This window comes from Pseudomonas sp. BNK-7, assembly GCF_048072025.1.
Lineage (GTDB): Bacteria > Pseudomonadota > Gammaproteobacteria > Pseudomonadales > Pseudomonadaceae > Aquipseudomonas > Aquipseudomonas danubii.
Genome location: NZ_CP182252.1, coordinates 4540980 through 4558873, shown reverse-complemented (window position 1 = coordinate 4558873; position 17894 = coordinate 4540980). Strand labels below are relative to the sequence as shown.

Here is a 17894-nt window from a genome sequence, read left to right as displayed (position 1 = left end):
GGCTTCAGTCCAGGAGGTTGGCAATGGCATCGGAGACCCGTTCGACATCGTCGAGGGTCATGTCCGGGAACAGTGGGATCGAGCATAGACGCGCCGAGTTCCATTCGGTGTGTGGCAGCCGCACATCGGCGAAGCGCTGTCGATAATAGGTATGCAGGTGAGTGGCGATGAAGTGGATGCCGGTGCCGATGTTCTGCTCCTGCAGGCCCTTCATGAAGGCTTCACGGTCCAGGCCGCAGCGTTCGGCGTCGATGCGCAGGATGAACAGGTGCCAGGCGTGCTGCTGCGGGTACTGGGGCAGGTGCAGGGGTTGCACCGGCAGGCCTTCGAGGCGCTCCAGGTAAGCCTTGGCCAGCACTTCGCGCTTGGCGTTGATGTCGTCCAGGCGCTGCAGCTGTACCAGGGCGATGGCGGCGTTGATGTCCGCCAGGTTGTACTTGAATCCGGGCTCGATCACTTGGGCCTGGGGCTTGCGACCGTGGGTCAGGCGATCGTAGGCGTCCACCCCCAGACCGTGGAACTTGAGCATGCGCACCCGGTCGGCCAGGGCTTGGTCGTCGCTGACGAACATCGCACCTTCGGCGCAGGTCATGTTCTTGATGGCATGGAAGGAAAAGATCGCCGTGCCCCGCGCGCCGATGGCGCGGCCGCGATAGGTGGTGCCGGCGGCGTGGGCGGCGTCTTCGATCACCGGGATGCCGTGCTTGTCCGCCAGGGCGTACAGCGGGTCCAGGTCGAAGGCGGCGCCGGCGTAGTGCACCGGGATGATGGCCTTGGTCCGTGGCGTAATGGCCGCCTCGATGGTGGCGGCGTCGCTCATCAGGGTGTCGGGATCGACATCGACGAATACCGGGGTCGCCCCCAGCAGGCAGATCATGTTGGCGGTGGAGACCCAGGTCTGCGACGGAGTGATGACTTCATCCCCCGGACCGATGCCCAGGGCCAGCAGGGTGATGTGCATGGCGCCGGTGGCCGACGACAGGGCCACGGCGTGGCGGGCGCCAACGCGGTCGGCGAATTGCTGTTCAAGTTCCTGGTTTTTCGGGCCGGTGGTGATCCAGCCGGAGCGCAGAACCTGCTCCACTGCAGCTATCTCTTCGTCGCCGATACTCGGGCGCGAGAAAGGAAGGAAAGCCTGGTTCATGGTTACCTCGGGTTTAGCTGATGCCGGAAATACGGGGTGATGCGAACGAACGATTGATGGAGCGCGGGGAGGTCATGCAGTCATCAAGGCTCATCCAGTTATTGGGCCGGGGTGGCGATCCATGCAGCGTTTGAGTAAAGAAGGTATTTGTTAAAAGTAAATGCAGATCAAGGTGTTATCTTGACAACCTGATAAAGCACTGCGTTCGGCAGGAGGCTTGTTGGTGGCTGAGATTAAGCGGAAAAATGTGAAACGAATATGAAAAATAGGGCAAAAGTCCGTTTTTCCGCGGGCCAGACAGCTAGTGTTCAGTTTGTTGTCAAGGTTGTAGCGCGACGGGGTGCCGGCAGCCATTTCAAGGGCTTGAAGAAGCACTTTAAAGCGCGCTTGCAGGAGGCTTTGAACGGTGTCTTGAACTTGGCCATGAACGGCGCAGGGAACTGCGCTCCGGCATCGTCTTTGCCTTCGGGGGGAGCATGACTTCGCAGGAACAACCGGCCGTTGCCGACAACGCGCACAAGGCCAACCCGTTGCGCCTGTACCTGGCCCGTCTGGCGCCGTCCAGCCAGTCGACCCTGCGTTACGTGCTGCAGGACGCCGCCGATCGTCTGGGGTATGACGAACTCAACCTTGAGGACATCCCCTGGCACCACCTGCAACCCGAACAGGTCACGGCGCTGGTGGCCACATTGCGCCGTGACGGCTACGCCCCGAATACCTCGTCGCTGTACGTCAATGCCCTGCGCGGGGTGATGAACGAGGCCTGGCGCAGCAGTCTGATCAGCCAGGACCATCTGCTGAAAATGCGCTCGGTCAAGGCCATGGGCGGTACACGCCTGTCCCGGGGGCGCAATCTCAAGCGTGGGCTGATCCAGGACCTGATGGCGGTGTGTGCCGCCGACCCGCGGCCCCAGGGCGTGCGCGACGCGGCCATCATCGCGGTGCTCTATGGCTCGGGCATGCGCAAGTCCGAATCGGTGAACCTGGACCTGGCCCAGGTGGACTTCGTCCAGCGCAGCCTGCAGGTGCTGGCCAAGGGCAACAAACAGCTGATCAAGTACGCCCCGGCCTGGGCCTTCGACAAGCTCCAGGCCTGGCTGGACCTGCGTCGCGCAGACTTGCCGGCGGGCCTTGAGGACGACGCTTTCCTGTTCAACCGGATTCGTCGCGGTGGTCATATCACCCGTGAACGCATCAGCAAGCACGCCATCTACTACATCGCCCGCCAGCGGGGCGCCCAGGTTGGCGTGCGCATCATGCCCCACGACTTTCGCCGTTCGTTCATTACCCGGGTGATCGAGGAACATGACCTGTCGATCGCCCAGAAGCTGGCGCACCACACCAATATCCAGACCACCGCCAGCTACGACATGCGTGATGACAATGAACGACGTCGGGCCATCGACCGCTTCGACCTGTGAGTGTCAGCCGTTCAACAGGTCGGCCGGGAAGGGGACAGATGCCCGGTCAGGTCCCAGGCCTCGAGCATTTTGGCGTACTCAAAGGCGTGGCTTGGGTCACTCTGCAGCCAGTCTTCGAACGCCTGGCGTTCATCCAGGCTGCAATCGGCCTCACGCAGGCGGATGCACCAGTGGGCGGCCTGCATCATCAAGTATTCATCTGCTTCACTGGCAGGACTGTTCATCGTGCGGTCCTTGTTCAAAGTGGCGCCGCTCATGAGGAAGAGGCGCGGCACGTAGAAATCACTTGCAATCTAGAGTGTATAACGAGAAAAAAGCGTCAATTTTTTGCCTGAAATCAGTCATTGGTATCGATGAGTAGGCCTGAGGCAAGGCCTGGATGCTGCTCTATAATCGGCATGTTTCACCTGTGGCAAATGGAATCGACCAGTCAAATGAGGGAGCAATCTTGAGCGCCAAACTGTGCAACAACACCAATGCTGTGACCTTTGTCAGCAAATACAAGGCAGCCTGCCAGCCGATCGCCGATCAACTGGACCTGCCGGTGGAAAACATCCTTGGCCTGGCGGCCCAGGAGAGCCAGTACGGCGCCGGACGCATTGCCCGCGAGCTCAACAACTATTTCTCCTTGCATGCCCCAGCGCCCCTGCAGAGCGGGGCCGAGGCGCCTCAGGGCAACGCCAGCATCAAGGTGGCGAAGTTCGACTCGTTCCAGAAGTGTGCCCAGTCCTTCGCCTTGCGCTATGGCTCGTCGGTGCGCAGCAAGCGCGACCCCATGGAGTTCGCCCAGGCCCTGGTGCGCAGCGGCTACAACAGTGGCGACGCGGCCTCCGGTGGCCGCAACGGATTTGCCGAGTACCTGGCGAAGATCATTGTCGCGGTCAGAGGGCGCATGGCGTGCTGAGAAAAAATCCCCACGCATGGCTGCTGGGCCTGCCCCTGGCCTGCGCGGCACTCGTCGCCTGTGCCGGTACCGTGCTGCAGCCGGATGAGGTCAAGGCCACGGGCCTGACCCGCGAGCAGGCCCAGGAAGTGCTGCTGGTAGCCTTGAAGCATCAGGACTATCAACTGAGCAAACCCGGGGTCTTTGTCGATGGTGACCTGCAGGACGACAGCGGCCAGCCGCCGCATCCGGGTTACTTCGACTTCAGCCTCGGCTACAACGATCCCAAGGCCGGCGCCACTGAGTACTGGGGGCTGTTCTCGGTGAGCACCGCCACCGGCGATGTCTGGGAAATCAACAGCTGCAAGCGTCTGGACGGCAGTGAGTTGCGGGCCTTGCAGGGGCAGATCATGGCCCGTACCGGCAAGACCCTGGCGGACGAAGAACCCCAGCGCCAGGGACTGGGTTGCGAGGATCAACCATAGTCCCGAAACCGGTCTGCATCAGGCCGCAGCGCTCAGGTGCAGGACCGTAAAATAGGCCGCCGTGCCAATCGCCGCGGTGCTGATCAGGCCCAGGCTGTTGCTCAGGGCAATGAGCCCCACCAGCAACAGGGACACCGAGGCTGCCAGGGGCTCGCGGCTCATCTCGCTGAAGGCGATGTACACCGCAAAGTTGATGAACACCGCCACCGGCAGCACCCGCTCCAGGCAACGCTGCAGGCCGGGTTGCAGGCGGATGCTGACGAACGCCGGAATGATCCGTACCAGGCAACTGGTGGCCAGTAGCGCAGCGATGGTGACCCAGGCCGAATCGCTCATAGCTTGGCCCTGGAAAGCAGGACAGTGCTGAGCAGCACACTGGGAATCCAGAAGTACAGGGTGCCCAGGAGCATGATCAATACCAGGGTCACCGCGACACAGAGCGCCACCATCGACAAGACGGCCAGACGACGTTCGTGCGCAAGGCTCAAGCGGCTGCGCAACTGCGCCAGCGACAGGTACATCAGCACCACGCTGGCCGGGTAACCCAGGTTGACCTCGGTGCCGATCCACTGCAGCGGCAGCCATTTGCCCAGCCATGCCCCCAGCACCCCGGCCAGTGCCCAGGTCAGGAAGATCGTTGCGCGTATCACCAGCACCGTGACCGGATTGTCCCGTTCGTGCTCGGTGGCGTAGGCCTCGTCCCCTAGCATATGGGCCGCCCCGGCCTTTTGCAGGAACCCCCGGGGCAACCGTGGGCTGGAAGTGAAGGCAATGGGCAGGTAACGGCTGTTGATCGAAGCCGAGACCAGCAGCAGGGTGAAGAACCCGGCTCCCGACTGGGCCAGGGGCAGGGCGGCGAACTGACCGCTGCCGGTGAATCCCAGCAGCCCCACCAGTGCCACCTCCAGCAGTGACCAGTCGGCGCGACCTGCCAGCAGGCCGAACAGCATGCTCACCGGGACAATGGCCAACGCGGCCGGGGCCACCCTGCGCAGAGCACCTGACGTGCTTTGTGTGAACGGCATCTGTTGCTCGACCTGCATAGGTTTGCTCGCCTTTTGCTCATTACCGACGGAGCGGCGCCCCAGTCATTGGTCGATGGAGTCTAGGAAAGGCAGCGGGACAGCGTCTTGTACGATTGTGCGAGTTTGCCGGGGCTCAGAAGCGGTAGCCGACGTTGACCATCACTGCGGCAGCGCCCAGCACCACCAGCTCGGTGCCCACCGGCCCGTAGTGCACGCCCACCGCCGGAATCAGCACCGGTGCCACGCCAAAGTGGTTCAACGGGATCTTGTCCTTGTAGTCGCCCTTGTAACCCTGGATCAGCCCGCCGCTGAGCTTGGCGTAGACCGGCCAGTCGGCGTGTTCCCAGGCCTTGCCCACGTAGGCGTAGTAGGAGCGCTGGGAGAAGGAGTTGCGAAAGGTGCTCACGCCCCACAATTGACCGTCGGCGTAGTTGCGCTCCAGGCCGATCAGATCCTGGTGGTTGTTGTGGTCGGGATCATTGCTCCAGTGGTTGGTGTAGACGCTGGTCTGCACGTACCAGTAGTCCTGTTGCGCGGCGGCTTGCAGCGTCTGGCTGGCGGCGGCCAGCAGCAGGGCCAGGCCTGCGGCTTGGGTTCGAAGCATTGCTTTCATCAGGGTTCCCTGCCATCGCGGCAGTCGTGCCCCCTCGGAAATCAAGGGGGGGGGAAAGGGGGCAGACGCTAACATCCGGCTATTCAGCGAATCAATGATTGAACTGTTGCTTGATCTATATCGGCTTCGATGCGCTGGATCAGGTAGGGGAAGAACGGGTTGGCGGTCAGGCGCATCAGCTCCTCCATGGGCACCACCAGCACGCCGCGTTCACCGCGGGCGGCGATGGTGCCCAGGTGCACGCCGAAGTCTTCTCCGGGAGCGGGCTGGGTCCCGTACAAGCCGTCGTCCACAGGGAACGGCAAGGCCACGTGGGACAAGGAAAACACCCCCGCCGGATAGGCCAGGTCCAGGGGCCGTCGCTGGCTGTCCAGGCTCAGGGCGGGGGTGCTGACTTCGGCCAGGGTCGCGCCGCCGCTGCCTTCATTGGTCAGCACCCGGGTGCTGTAGTTGCGCGGCGCTGCCGGCAGCAGGCTGGCCAGGGAGGTGAGGCTGGCGGGGTCCAGCAGGCCTTCGAAGTCCCGGTCCCGGTTGAGGTCGAAAATCACCAGTTCACTGCCGTTGGCCGGCAGTTGCCGGTACAGGCCGGTGACCAGGGCAGGGGTACTGACCGTGGCATCGGTCAATGACTGGAAGCTGAGGATCGGCGGTAACCGGTTCAGGCGCGGGTCGCCCACCAGGGCCAGCAACTGGCTTTGCAGGGCATCGGTCAGCAGCCACGACTGGCGCGCGGCATTGACCGGAAACGAGTTGTACTTGAACGGGTTGTACTCAGGGCGCAGGTTCAGCCAGGCCGCCTTGCTGAAGGCCGGAAACACCGCCGGCCAGCCGGCCACACCGGCAAAGCGCGCCGACGGGGCCACGCCGATCATCGGCGAAATCAGCACCAGGCGCTGGGCCTGGGGCAACTGCGGATTGTCCAGGGCGTCCAGGGCGTACTTGACCGCCAGGGCACCACCGTTGGAGTAACCGACCACATGCAAGGGTGCCGGCGCCGGGACTTCGGCTCGAGCGGCACGCAGGGCCAGGCGGGTGGCGGCCAGCCAGTCCTGCCAGTGGGCGTCGGTCAGGCCGGCCGGCACGGTGCCGTGGCCGGGCAGGCGCAGGCCGATGGCCAGGTAACCGTGCTCGACGTAGCGCCGGGCAACGTGGCGCAAGCTGTAGGGCGAGTCGGTCAAACCATGCAGCAGCACCACCACGCCCCGTGGTGTGCCTGAGGGCCGCAGCAGGTAGGAGCGGTTCCAGTCAGTGGCAAAGCGGGGCGGGTAGACCCGGCTGTCCACACGATAACGGTTGAAGGGCGGGACCTGGGTCGGGTCCAGGCGGTCGCTGACTTCACGCCGGACTTCGGCAAACAAACGCTCCTCGGCCTGCAGCCAGACCGCCCAATCGGCGCTATCGATCTGTTCGATGCTCAGTTCATGGGGCACCCGCAGGTGCCAGGGTTGCAGCGCCGGACCCCGCTCGCTGTCGTAGGCACGCCAGGCCAGCAGGGTGAGTGCGGCAACGCCGAGGATCAGCGCGCCACCCTTGAGCAGGCGCGACAGGGTCGGGGCGATCACGGGCAGGGACTCGGTTGGAGGGCGCTGATGCGATAAACGCAGCGTCGACCGCCAGTGATCAGGTGCTCCACGCGCTGCACCTGCCCAAGGTCGCCTATGGCGGCCTGGAACACTTGCAGTTCGGAGCGGCAGAAGCCCTGGCACTGCTGGGCCGCGACACAGATCGGACAGTGGCTCTCGATCAACAGCCAGCCCTCGCCGTCGGCCTCGACACTGGCCATGTAGCCGGCGACTTCACGGATCTGCGCCAGGGCCCGGACCCGTTCTTCCAGGGTCGGTAGCGGCGCGCAGACGTCGAGGTACTGCGCGGTGTTGACCCGCTCCATGTCAGTGACGATGCGTTCCACGCCGTCGGCCCCATAGACCGCGCGAATCGAATCGATCAGTTGCAGGGTCAGGTGGGCATGGGTGTCGGGAAAACGGGCCTGGGCCTGCTCGGTCAACACCCATTTCTGCGACGGCCGCCCAGCGCCCTGGGCCGGCATCATCTGCCCGGCGATCAGTTCAGCGTCCAGCAGTTTCTGTAGCTGCTGGCGGGTGGCTTCCAGGGACACCTTGAGCAGCGGGGCCAGGTCGGCGGTTTTCAAGGGGCCGCGGGTTTTCAGCAGAAACAGAATTCGCTCGGCGGTGGCGCCGGGGTTCTTCTTCTCGGCAGGGGAGGATATCGAGGACATGCTGGGCCATTAACCAATGTGTAAGTGGGGTATCGAGAGCGTGCAGGACGCGGCTTACTGCGCAAGCATAACAGGCTCCGGCCAAGGGGCCCGGCGATTGTCGCGCTTTGAACGGCGGATTGGGCAAGAGAGCGAGACAATGAAAAATTAATTATCAAAGTGTTTGCTTGTGTAATACAGTGCGGCTTTATCGAACACCCTAAGGGAGCAAGGCATGGCTTCGACAAGCGGATGGTCAGCACTGTTACTGGGCAAGAACGGACTGCGCTCGGCAGCCCTGGCCGGTGGCGTGGCGCTGCATGCAATCAATGTGTACCTGGTCACCACGCTGTTGCCTTCGGTGGTCAAGGATATCGGCGGCCTGGACTACTACGCCTGGAATACCACCTTGTTCGTGGTGGCCTCGATCATAGGTTCGGTGCTGTCCACCCGGGCCCTGGGGATACTGGGGCCGAAGCTCGCCTATGCCCTGGCCGGCCTGGTGTTCATGCTCGGTTGCGGCCTGTGTGCCCTGGCCCCGGACATGGGCTGGCTGATCATCGGGCGCAGTGTTCAGGGCCTGGGCGGAGGGCTGCTGTTCGCCTTGCCCTACGCGATGATCCGCCTGGTGTTCGACGAGCCGCTGTGGCCCCGGGCGATGGCGCTGATTTCCGCCATGTGGGGCGCGGCCACCCTGATCGGCCCTGCCGTGGGCGGGGTCTTCGCCGAACACGGAGCCTGGCGTGCGGCGTTCTGGGTGCTTGTGCCCTGCACCTTGCTGTTCATGCTGCTGGCGATCGCCCTGTTACCGGGCAAAAGCCGCGAAACGGCGCCGCGCAGTCCTATTCCCGGGCTGCAACTGGTGTTGCTGACCGCAGTGGTGCTGGCGATCTCCATCGGCAGCATCACAACTTCGCCCGGGTACAACGTCCTGGGGCTGGGCGTCGGTCTGGGCCTGTTGCTGCTGGTGGTGGTGCTGGAGAACCGTTCCGGCAAACGTCTCTTGCCCCGCGACAGCCTGAAGTCCGGCAGCCCCTTGCTGGCGCTGTACATCTCCATGGCGCTGCTGGTGGTGGGCATGACCAGCGAGGTCTTTGTGCCGCTGTTCCTGCAAGAGCTGCATCAGCAGACGCCCTTGCTGGCGGGTTACATCGCCGCGCTGATGGCGGCCGGCTGGACCCTGGGGGCGATCTTCAGCTCCGGCCTGAGCCCCCGGGGCGCGGCCCGGGCCATCGCCAGCGGGCCGTTTCTGGTGGTGGCCGGCCTGCTCCTGGCCTGTCTGTTCATGCCTGCCACGGCCACGCCGCTGCTGAGCCTGGGGGCGGTGTGCCTGGCCATGTTGCTGGTGGGCACAGGGATCGGCCTGGCGTGGCCCCATCTGTTGTCCCGAGTCCTGGAAAACGCGGCCGATGACCAGAAGGAGTTGGCGGGCGCTTCGATCACCACGGTGCAACTGGTGGCCACGGCCCTGGGCGCGGCGCTGGCGGGGATGATTGTCAACCTGGCCGGACTCAGCTCCAGCGCCGGTGTTGCCGGTGCAGCCCAGGCCGCGGCCTGGTTGTTCGGTCTCTACGCCGGGGTATCGGCCCTGTTGTTTATCAGCATGCGTCAGGTCCGGCGCCACCATACCCGGGCGCTGGCCGAGGCCTGAGGCCTGCCTGACTCATCACACTTCAAGGACATACAGATGAACAGCCTCAATACCGCTTGCCAGGAACAGGGCTTCCTTTTCGATCCGGGAGTCGCCCCATTGTTCGCGCACCTGGACCTTCGCCTGCTGGGGGGGCGCGCCATCGGCATTGCCGACAATCAGTTCACCGATCTGCTCAGCGTCCTCGGCGGCCCCGGCTGCGGGGTGTGCAATGGCAACCCCCGGGACCTGCGCCGGGAGAACCTGCGCCAGTTCAGTTATCGCCTGGACGGTTCGGGCGAACTCAGCAGCGCTACGCCGGTGCTGCGGGAACTGCCCCGGCAGTTGCATCAGCGACTGGCGCCCGGCGCAGGTGTTGCGCCGCTGGAGCTTGGCTTGCAACCCTGGCGCCTGGGGCCCCACAGCCCCTATGGATTCCTGCCCCTAGGCCAGACCCACAGACGATCCAATATCTCCCTGGATTCCATCGACAATCCGGCCACCGTGCTGACCCTGTCCCATTGGCCGGCCAACAAGACCCCCAGCGCCTACAAGGCCAACCTGTCCACCACCAGCGCCCTGATCTTTCTCCAACAAGGGCTGAGGGTGGAACAGGCGCAGGTGATCACCAGCGATCATTTCGATCTTGACGGGCTAGCCTCGGTCTACGCCTTCCTGGCCCCCGAGCAGGCCCTGCGGCACCGTCAATTGCTGATCGATATCGCACGACTCGGCGACTTCACCCGGGGCACTTCGCCCCAGGCCCTGCACTGCGCCTTTACCCTGCATGCCCTGGCCGCCCGGGTGCGCAGCGACAGCCAGGGTGGCAACGACCGGCAACTCATGGCGCGTTTCACCGCACTGCTGCCGCAACTGGCCGATGTGCTGGATAACACCCGGCGTTACGCCGAACTGTACGACCCGGCCATGCAGGAGCTGCAGCGCAGCACGGCGCTGGTGGAGCATGCCGCCACACGGATCGAAGAGTACCCGGGCATCGATCTGGCGATCTTTCGCCTGCCTGACGGCGCATGGCAGGGCGAGGGCGAGTACTTCGGCCTGTCGCCGGTGGCGTTGCACAATCGCACCCGCTGTGCGGTGCTGGCCATCGTCAATCAGGGGCGTATCGAAATCCGCCAGCGTTATGAAAGCTGGGTCGAGCGCAGCAGCGGCATTCCCCGGGCCCGTCGGGACCTGGCGATCTTCGCCCGGGCCTTGCAGGAAACGGAGCGCACTCCTGGGCAGTGGCACTACGACGGGGTGCAGGCAATCATGCCGGGCCTGAGGTTTGTCGCCGACCGGCCCAGCAGCCATTCCAGCGACAAGCTGCTGGCCGAACTGCGTCAGTTCCTCGGCCAGGCCCCGGTGGCCTGGGATGCCAACGGCCAGGCCACATAACGCCGTACCGCCAACTTCGCTTTGCCTGGCGCCCTTGTGCTGTAATCCGCGGCCACCAAACAGCACAAGGAAGCCTGTGGATGCACGAATCCGCACGTCACATCGTCGATCTGTACCAGCGTCATGCCCAGGCTTGGGACCAGGCGCGCCGGGTCAACACCCAGGCATTTCACAGTGAACAAGCCTGGTTCGAACGCTTTCGCCAGGTCATGGGGGCTGGCCGGCAGGTACTGGACCTGGGGTGTGGCGGTGGCGAGCCGGTAGCGCGCTATCTGGTGGAACATGGATACGCGGTCACGGGCGTCGACAGCAGCGCCGCCTTGCTGGATCAGTGTCGCCAGCGCTTTCCCGAGCAGCAGTGGATCAATGCCGACATGCGCGGTCTGGCCCTGGATCAGGACTTTGCCGGCATTCTGGCGTGGAACAGCCTGTTCCACCTGAGCCCGGACGATCAGCGCGCCATGTTCGCCGTGTTCGAACGCCATGCCGGCCCAGGCTGCGCCCTGATGTTCACCAGCGGACCTGCAGCAGGGGAGGCCATCGGCGAGTTCGAAGGCGAGGCCCTGTACCACGCGAGCCTGGACCCGGGGGAATACTGCACCTTGCTCGATACCCACGGTTTCGAGGTGGTGCAGCAGGTCAGTGAAGACCCGGAGTGCTGCGGGCTGACGGTGTGGTTGGCGCGGGGGATTTACTGAGGCTCAAAGCGCCTTGAGGTTTTTGGCGATATCCAGCAGGCAGATGCCCAGAGCACGTTTTTCAACGTCATACGGGGCGAAACCAAGGATGAACAACGGACGTATCATCAACTTTTCAAGGACATCATCACTTTCCTCCAGGATCTGGATGCGCTGGAGCATGTCGTTCATTTCGGCGCGATGCCATTGATAACGCTCTTGCAGGCGAAAGAATTCGGCGAAATTCTGCCAGGCGCCATCGCCGGTGACACTCAGTCCGAGCTCTTCATCAGTGAGTCCGTGTATTCCCAGTGCGGAGCCCTCCACCTTGAAACTCATCCTGAGAGCGGAATCGTCGAATGGGTGCGGAATCGTCTGCTTGGGGTCCTTGGCGCCCTTGATCGTCGTGGAGTTGCAGCGGTCACAACAGGGGATGAGGTTGTACAGCGAAACGGCCAGGTACGGGTAGATCGATTGAGGCAGGAAATGATCCAGAGGTGGGCGCAGCTCCAGCTCCCCTGAGTTCTTTGCCCGTTGTTCGTGGTAGTTCACATGGTTCATATGGCAATAAGGGCAGATACGGAGAGAGTGCTGAGCTACCAGCTTGTAGGCATTCCATCCGTCATCCTTATCGTCGAATTTCGCGTAGTTGAATAGTTCATTGAGCTTCTTAATCAGAAGCTCCATTTGCGGATGATCTTTCCTTTTCTTGCCTCGAGGACGCTTTACTAAATACTTCAATAGATCTGGCGCATCGTCTTCGACTTGATCAATCACACTCCGGAGTTCCTGCACGCCGCCGATGAGAATATCCCGGCGCCTGTCTTTCAACCTTTCGCGCAATTTAGTGGCACAGGCCGGGTAGTCGTCGAGTTCCGTCCAGTGATTGAGTACCTCGTCGAAACGTTTTCCCAGGGTTTTCAAGTGCAGCTCTTCGACCTCGCGAGAGAGGGCCTTAAACTTGAGCATCTGATTTCATCCCCAGCACCAACAGTTGATCCATGACGTGGGATTGCAGCGTTTCACTGGCCAGGGTTTTGGTGATACTCAAGGCCCTGTTCATTTGCTGGGAGTCGAGCCTGCCCCGGTTGAGGAGGCTGGACAATTCGCTCAGTCGCTGGGCGTTGCAGGAACCGGTGAAACTGTCGACCTTAAACACCTTCGTCAGGGTCTGCTTGGCGGTGTACCCGAACGCATTGTCCAATCGCTTGCAGTCCAGGTCGAAGAGGCGATTGGCGGGGGTGTCCGCTACAACAAGCAACGAGTGGGTTGAAATGAACAGGTGGGTGCGTTTGGCAACGCTTGCGAACTGCTGAATGAATTCCAGCAAATCGTGAACGTAAAGGCTCTGCCATTTGGGGTGCATGAACAACTCGGCTTCATCCAGGCATAACACCAGGCTGCTGGCTTCAGACTGGAGCTCGAACTCACCGATGGCCTTGGCCACCGAACAGTAGAGGGACATCATGCTGGCCTGGCCGCAGCTCAGTGCTTCAAAGGAGAGCTCCAGCAGACCGAGTGCCGCGACTTCAGAAAGCAGGCCTTCATGCCGGCGGATCTGCCGACCGATCTGTCGATTCAGGTATGACAGGCTTGCTCTGCGGTTCCATTGGCGAAGACCGTCAAAGAGTTTCGCGACCACCTCCAGGGCCTGTTGTGCCTCGAATAACAGTTCCATCAGCAATGGGTCGTTCGAAAGCAGGTTGAGCTGCTCGAGGTTGGATGTCAGGTGATCATCCAACCAAGGCTGGTTTTCTCGGATCATCGTTACCAACGCATCTATCAACTCATGACGTTGATGTTCATAAAACCTGTCGGCAGCCCTCAACAGGGTAAAGGACAAGATGAACTTGGTTGCGAGCGAAGCGCTTCGATCCAACTCTTTCATATAGGACTTGAGTTCTGGCTGCAGATCGCTGTACGTCCGAGTACCGCGCCTGCCGTAGGTCCTGAGCGCTTCTACCAGAGAGATCGGCTTGACCGTTATGTTGACCTGGGTCTTGGAAACAAAATCGGCTCGCCCCTTGAGGTAGGGATAGGCACTGAATGCTGCGATCGGGTCCGATTGCCTGGCCTGCCACGCTTGGGTGCTGAGGTTCTTGACTCCCCGCGCCTTCAAACGATTCAGTCTGGCTCTTTCAAAAGGAGAGGTCGTATAGAAGGCCGTGAAAAAATCAGGCATCGCGGATCTGTTGAGCTCTTTCATCACCTCACCAGCTTGCAGTTCGACGCCTTGAAGCGAGGTGCCTTTTGCCAGGTGCAGGCCAGTCCGGTCCTCCCAAAGCACACTGATGTTCGAGTCGTTACTCCAGTTGACCAGGCCCTCGCACAACTCAAGCAGCATCGCGGTTTTGCCACTGCCATTTTCGCCGTAAAGCGTGGTGAATGACGCAACGCTCAATTCGGCAGAGACTGCCGGCGTCGACCGCCGAGCAATCTGCAGGCAGTAAGAAGGCTGGTCGGTGATCGGAGATGTTTTTTCAAAAGCCACTTCATAGTCGTCGGTGAGCGGCAACACCACCGGTTGCCCTGGCTTATCGGCGAAAAAAAGCACATGAATCACTGTGCGGTCTGGCGACATATCGAATCCTTGATGGTGCTTGCCCAGGTCGTGGCGTGCTCGATGATCGATCGGGTCAACACGGGGAAATGGCTTTTAGCCATGTTTTTTGGCGAGTGGCGCGTAGAGTGGCATACGGATCGGCGTGGGGAAATAGCTCCGCGCGGTTGAGATCCAGGCAAAAAAAAGCCGCGCTTGCTGTCTCTGGCGCGGCTTGTTTATGGCCCGGGGGCCTGTGTTTCAGCTCACTTTAGTGCTTCATCATGCCGTGATCCGGCGCATTCAGCGCCCGGGCTTGGGCTTGGACCTTGATCGACTCCTTCTCGCCCTGGGCGTTTTCCACGATCAGGGTCAGAGGCACGGTGTCGCCGGCCTTGATCTGGCCGGTGAGCTCCATGAGCATCACGTGATAGCCGTGGCTGTCCAGGCTGACCTTCTTCCCGGCCGGCAGGGCGATGGCGTCTACTTGCTGCATGCTCATCACGTCGTTGTGCATGCTCGACTGATGGATCTGCACGTTCTTGGCCACGGGCGACTGCACTTCAACCAGCTTGCTGTCGCTGCTGGCGGTGAGGTCCATGAAGGCGCCGCTGGCGTGCTGGCCAGGGACGGTGGCGCGGACCCAGGCGTTGTCCACTTGGGTCGCGGCGCTGGCGGTGCCGGCCAGGCCCAGCAGGGAGAGCATCAGCAGGGCGGATTTGATCCGGGATGGGCGACGTTGCGAGTTCATTAACAGACCTCCATGACGGTGAGCAGATCTTCCGCGCACTCTTGGGCGTTGAGGGACTGGGACAGACCCAGGCGCAAGGTGCCCCGGGAGTCGTAGACGAAACTGGTGGCGGTGTGGGACAGGGTGTAGGTCGAGCCGCTGGGGATCTTTTCGTAGAACACGCCAAATTCCTTGGCGGTGGCCGCAGTCTCTTCCAGGCTGCCGTACAGCGCCTCGAAGCTCGGGTCGAAGGCCTTGACGTAGGCGTCCAGCACCTCGGGCGTGTCGCGCTCGGGGTCCAGGGTGATGAACACCACTTTCAGGCGGTCGCCGTCGCGGCCCATGAGTTTCTTGGCCTGGGCGGCGCGGGCCAGGGTGGTGGGGCAGACCGCCGGGCACTGGGTGAAGCCGAAGAAGATCATCGGCATCAGGCCACGGTAGCTGGACAGCGACTTGGTTTCGCCCTGGGAATCGGTGAGTTTGAAGGTGCGGCCGAGAATCTGATTGCTCAGGTCCTTGCCATATTTGAAGGACAGTCGGGGACTGTTGTCGCAACCGGCGAGCAGGCCCAGGCCGAGCACCCCGGCGCTGGTAAGCAGGGTGCGGCGAGTCAGCAAAACACTCATGAAATAACGCCCTTTGAACAGCCAGACAGGCAAAAACCTGCGCATGGTAGCAAACAGACGAAAGCAGCGGCGGGCTAATTAGACCAATGCCTGCGGCCATCGGTCGCAGTCTGGGTGGTGGATCGAGCCGGACTCACAGCCAAGTGTCGAGCGCTGCCCGGAGGCGGGTCCTGCGGTTGCAGCCATGCCCCGGACGATCAACCTCTGGGCCTTGGGTGATATGCGCGTTCAATCTTCCAGCGCCGCGATCTGCACCAGCGCCCGCACGGCAGCGCGGGTGGCCAGGGTCAGGGGCTTGGGCAACCGGTCCAGCTCGAACCAGGCGATGTCGCTGTGCTTGTGCGGCTCGTTGTTACGCGGCGCCATGGCCGGGGCGGAGGCCAGGTACACCGGGCAAACCCAATGTTCCTGCCGTTCGGCGTCGATCTGGTCTGCCACGCATAACAGGCTGACGCCTTGCAGGGTCAGTCCGAGCGCTTCGAGGATTTCACGGCGCATGGCCTGCTCCACCGGCTCCAGCCAATCGACCTTGCCTCCGGGCAAGCCCCAGCAACCGGCCTCGGGGTCCCGCAGGCGCTTGACCAGCAGTAACTGGCCATCGCGGACGATAGCGGCGCCGCATCCCAGGCGAGGCTGTTGTGGCATGGCTGTACTCCTGTGCGTTGGGGAGAAGGGCAAGCCCCGTGGTCCTGCCCGGCAGTTGCTGTGGGCTTCGCACACTATCGACTGTCAAGGATGACAACCGCGTGTTGCTTTGTTGTTTATTTGTAACTTTCAACGTGCAGGACGGCCGTCGATCTAGTGCCCGGTTCAAAACCTGACTCAAGTGCCCGGCTCAGTGGCGCAACAAGGTGGCCGCGATCACGGCCAGTGCCATGAGGATCAGGATCACCCCGGTGATTCGTTCCAGCCAGGGCAGGGCGCGGGAGAAGCGCCGCCGCACCCGGTTATTGCCAATGGCCAGCGCCACCAATACATCCCACAGCAGCACCACGCTGAACATCCATACGCCATAGACCAGCTTCCAGGCGGTGCTGGTCTGGGCGCCCACCAGGGACGCCAGGCTGACATAGAACAGGGCGTTCTTCGGGTTGAGCAGGCCCGAAAGCAGACCCGCGCCCAGGCCGCGCCACCAGGTGGCCCGGTGCAGCGCCAGGCTGTCGTCCTGGGCAGCCACCGCAGCCAGGGAACGGGTGCCAGCGTGACGGATGAACAGCCAGCCCAGGTAAAGCAGGTAGCCACAACCGGCCAGTTGGATCGCCAGGAACAGCCAGCTGTCGGGGCGCAATACCGAGACCCCGCCAAAGGCCAGGACAATGAACAGACCGTTGGCCAGGGCGATGCCCAGGCAGGCGCCGGTGGCCGGTTTCCAGCCGCTGGCCATGGACAGGCGCGCCACCAGGAAGAAGTCCGGTCCAGGGGAGAGCAGGGCGAGAAAATGCGCGGCGGCGACCAGCAGGAACTGTTGAATCATGAAGGCAGACTTCCAGAGGCGAGAAGGGGCTGGAAGTCTGCCGGGCGTCAGCACTGGGGTATTGAAGAAAATTGCGCGACCTTCAGCGCTTGTACAAACCCGGGGTGACCCCGACGTGGGCCTTGAACACCCGCTGGAAGTGCGCTTGATCGGCAAAGCCCAAACGCTGGGCCAGGGCCGCCGGGGCCTCGCCGGCCTGCAGCGAGGTGCGGGCCTGGATGATGCGCTGGTTCAATTGGTAGGCGTGGGGCGTCATCCCGGTAGCAGCGCGAAAGGCCCGGATCAGTTGGTAGCGGCTGAGGCCTGCCAGCGTTGCCAGGCGCTGCAGCGGGTGAGCCTGTTGCGCCTCCTGTTGCAGGAATTGCATGACCCGCCGGACCCCGGCGCCGGCCAGGCCCGGATCGGCGGCCAGGGCAATCACCGGCTGCCCCTGCAGCGGAAAGTCGCCAATGAACTCGATCAGCGCAGCTTCCTTGTCTTGCCAACTGGCGGTGGAGAACAGCAGGTCGTTGAGGCGGCAAAAGCACTGGTACAGATCCCCGTCGTGACTCAACAGCACCTGGCCAGGCGCCAATGCCGCCTGCTGCTGTGCTTCCAGGCGCACGCCTTCGACCCAGCGCGGCTCCAGGTGCAGCATCTGGTAGCTCCAGGCCGTGTCGGGCTGGGGATTGCAGGCATGGGCGCAATGGGCCGGGACGAACACCACGCTGCCGGCCTGGATCAGGGTGGGTCCCTCGGCGCCGCCACTGAACAGGCTGATGCCACGGTCCACGGCGCCGATGGACACTGTCGGGTGGCTGTGGGCCCTGTAGTTGGCGCGGCTGTCACAGGCTCGGCGGCTTTCTACGTAAGGCAGGTTCGGGTCGCGCCAGAATTGCGCTGAGGGCGTCATGCTGCAGCTCTGTGGTAAGGGGACGGATGAGCAGGCTAACAGGGTGGATTGCAAGGGTGCCAGTTTGCGCTGAGCGCGGATGCCGGACGGGAGCGCGCGCCAGGGCTGCCTATACTGCACTCGGGTTTTGCTCAACCGCGCC

20 protein-coding genes are annotated in these 17894 nt (G+C 62.7%); 6 read left to right on the top strand and 14 right to left on the bottom strand.

What is annotated here, in order from left to right:
- Positions 1-4 precede the first annotated feature (4 nt).
- Positions 5-1144 carry a UDP-4-amino-4-deoxy-L-arabinose aminotransferase gene (gene arnB / locus ACMGF8_RS20680; protein ID WP_102864991.1) on the bottom strand — a complete coding sequence of 380 codons (1140 nt, stop codon included), beginning with the start codon at positions 1142-1144 and terminating at the stop codon, positions 5-7.
- Positions 1145-1620: 476 nt separating this feature from the next.
- On the opposite strand from arnB, the gene ACMGF8_RS20675 reads away from it, so the two are divergent.
- Positions 1621-2565, top strand: a complete 945-nt coding sequence (locus ACMGF8_RS20675) for a site-specific integrase (protein WP_102864992.1) — start codon at positions 1621-1623, stop codon at positions 2563-2565.
- A gap of 11 nt (positions 2566-2576) precedes the next feature.
- Here the strand turns inward: ACMGF8_RS20675 and ACMGF8_RS20670 are convergent, their stop codons facing one another.
- The gene (locus tag ACMGF8_RS20670) at positions 2577-2789 is read right to left on the bottom strand and encodes a FecR/PupR family sigma factor regulator (protein ID WP_102864993.1); all 213 of its coding nucleotides are present in this window, start codon (positions 2787-2789) and stop codon (positions 2577-2579) included.
- Positions 2790-3013: 224 nt separating this feature from the next.
- On the opposite strand from ACMGF8_RS20670, the gene ACMGF8_RS20665 reads away from it, so the two are divergent.
- Complete coding sequence (locus ACMGF8_RS20665; protein WP_240322003.1) at positions 3014-3469, top strand: glucosaminidase domain-containing protein; 456 nt, start codon at positions 3014-3016, stop codon at positions 3467-3469.
- Positions 3463-3933 (top strand): hypothetical protein, encoded by a 471-nt coding sequence (locus tag ACMGF8_RS20660; protein WP_207165843.1) that lies wholly within the window; start codon positions 3463-3465, stop codon positions 3931-3933. Before ACMGF8_RS20665 ends, ACMGF8_RS20660 begins: the two co-directional genes overlap by 7 nt.
- A gap of 18 nt (positions 3934-3951) precedes the next feature.
- Here the strand turns inward: ACMGF8_RS20660 and ACMGF8_RS20655 are convergent, their stop codons facing one another.
- The 5 genes from ACMGF8_RS20655 to ACMGF8_RS20635 all read right to left on the bottom strand — a co-directional run bounded on the left by ACMGF8_RS20655 (position 3952) and on the right by ACMGF8_RS20635 (position 7807).
- The gene (locus tag ACMGF8_RS20655; protein ID WP_102864996.1) at positions 3952-4269 is read right to left on the bottom strand and encodes a hypothetical protein; all 318 of its coding nucleotides are present in this window, start codon (positions 4267-4269) and stop codon (positions 3952-3954) included.
- Positions 4266-4958: an AzlC family ABC transporter permease gene (locus ACMGF8_RS20650; RefSeq protein ID WP_207165842.1), complete on the bottom strand. Its 693-nt coding sequence runs from the start codon at positions 4956-4958 to the stop codon at positions 4266-4268. The genes ACMGF8_RS20655 and ACMGF8_RS20650 overlap by 4 nt, the downstream gene beginning before the upstream one ends.
- 133 nt (positions 4959-5091) lie before the next feature.
- The gene (locus ACMGF8_RS20645; RefSeq protein ID WP_207168058.1) at positions 5092-5562 is read right to left on the bottom strand and encodes a sn-glycerol-3-phosphate transporter; all 471 of its coding nucleotides are present in this window, start codon (positions 5560-5562) and stop codon (positions 5092-5094) included.
- Between the two features lie 92 nt (positions 5563-5654).
- The gene (locus tag ACMGF8_RS20640) at positions 5655-7139 is read right to left on the bottom strand and encodes an alpha/beta hydrolase (protein WP_207168057.1); all 1485 of its coding nucleotides are present in this window, start codon (positions 7137-7139) and stop codon (positions 5655-5657) included.
- Positions 7130-7807, bottom strand: a complete 678-nt coding sequence (locus tag ACMGF8_RS20635) for a helix-turn-helix transcriptional regulator (protein ID WP_162884049.1) — start codon at positions 7805-7807, stop codon at positions 7130-7132. Before ACMGF8_RS20635 ends, ACMGF8_RS20640 begins: the two co-directional genes overlap by 10 nt.
- A gap of 214 nt (positions 7808-8021) precedes the next feature.
- Between ACMGF8_RS20635 and ACMGF8_RS20630 the strand changes: the two genes are divergently transcribed.
- The 3 genes from ACMGF8_RS20630 to ACMGF8_RS20620 all read left to right on the top strand — a co-directional run bounded on the left by ACMGF8_RS20630 (position 8022) and on the right by ACMGF8_RS20620 (position 11512).
- Positions 8022-9437 carry an MFS transporter gene (locus tag ACMGF8_RS20630; RefSeq protein WP_416757035.1) on the top strand — a complete coding sequence of 472 codons (1416 nt, stop codon included), beginning with the start codon at positions 8022-8024 and terminating at the stop codon, positions 9435-9437.
- 36 nt (positions 9438-9473) lie between these two features.
- The gene (locus ACMGF8_RS20625) at positions 9474-10814 is read left to right on the top strand and encodes a DUF6687 family protein (protein WP_207165840.1); all 1341 of its coding nucleotides are present in this window, start codon (positions 9474-9476) and stop codon (positions 10812-10814) included.
- A gap of 80 nt (positions 10815-10894) precedes the next feature.
- A complete protein-coding gene (locus tag ACMGF8_RS20620) occupies positions 10895-11512 on the top strand; it encodes a class I SAM-dependent methyltransferase (RefSeq protein ID WP_207165839.1) in 618 nt (205 codons plus the stop codon).
- 3 nt (positions 11513-11515) lie between these two features.
- On the opposite strand, the gene ACMGF8_RS20615 is transcribed toward ACMGF8_RS20620, so the two are convergent.
- From ACMGF8_RS20615 to ACMGF8_RS20585, 7 genes are all read right to left on the bottom strand, one after another.
- Positions 11516-12460, bottom strand: a complete 945-nt coding sequence (locus ACMGF8_RS20615; RefSeq protein ID WP_416757034.1) for a hypothetical protein — start codon at positions 12458-12460, stop codon at positions 11516-11518.
- On the bottom strand, positions 12447-14072 hold the full coding sequence (locus ACMGF8_RS20610) for an AAA family ATPase (protein WP_416757033.1): 1626 nt from the start codon (positions 14070-14072) through the stop codon (positions 12447-12449). Before ACMGF8_RS20610 ends, ACMGF8_RS20615 begins: the two co-directional genes overlap by 14 nt.
- Before the next feature lie 229 nt (positions 14073-14301).
- On the bottom strand, positions 14302-14781 hold the full coding sequence (locus ACMGF8_RS20605) for a copper chaperone PCu(A)C (protein ID WP_207165836.1): 480 nt from the start codon (positions 14779-14781) through the stop codon (positions 14302-14304).
- On the bottom strand, positions 14781-15386 hold the full coding sequence (locus tag ACMGF8_RS20600) for an SCO family protein (RefSeq protein WP_102865242.1): 606 nt from the start codon (positions 15384-15386) through the stop codon (positions 14781-14783). The genes ACMGF8_RS20605 and ACMGF8_RS20600 overlap by 1 nt, the downstream gene beginning before the upstream one ends.
- Positions 15387-15614: 228 nt before the next feature.
- Complete coding sequence (locus tag ACMGF8_RS20595) at positions 15615-16031, bottom strand: NUDIX hydrolase (protein WP_207816471.1); 417 nt, start codon at positions 16029-16031, stop codon at positions 15615-15617.
- 190 nt (positions 16032-16221) lie between these two features.
- On the bottom strand, positions 16222-16857 hold the full coding sequence (locus ACMGF8_RS20590) for a LysE family translocator (RefSeq protein WP_416760345.1): 636 nt from the start codon (positions 16855-16857) through the stop codon (positions 16222-16224).
- Between the two features lie 85 nt (positions 16858-16942).
- A complete protein-coding gene (locus ACMGF8_RS20585; RefSeq protein WP_416757032.1) occupies positions 16943-17752 on the bottom strand; it encodes a helix-turn-helix domain-containing protein in 810 nt (269 codons plus the stop codon).
- Between the last annotated feature and the right edge of the window lie 142 nt (positions 17753-17894).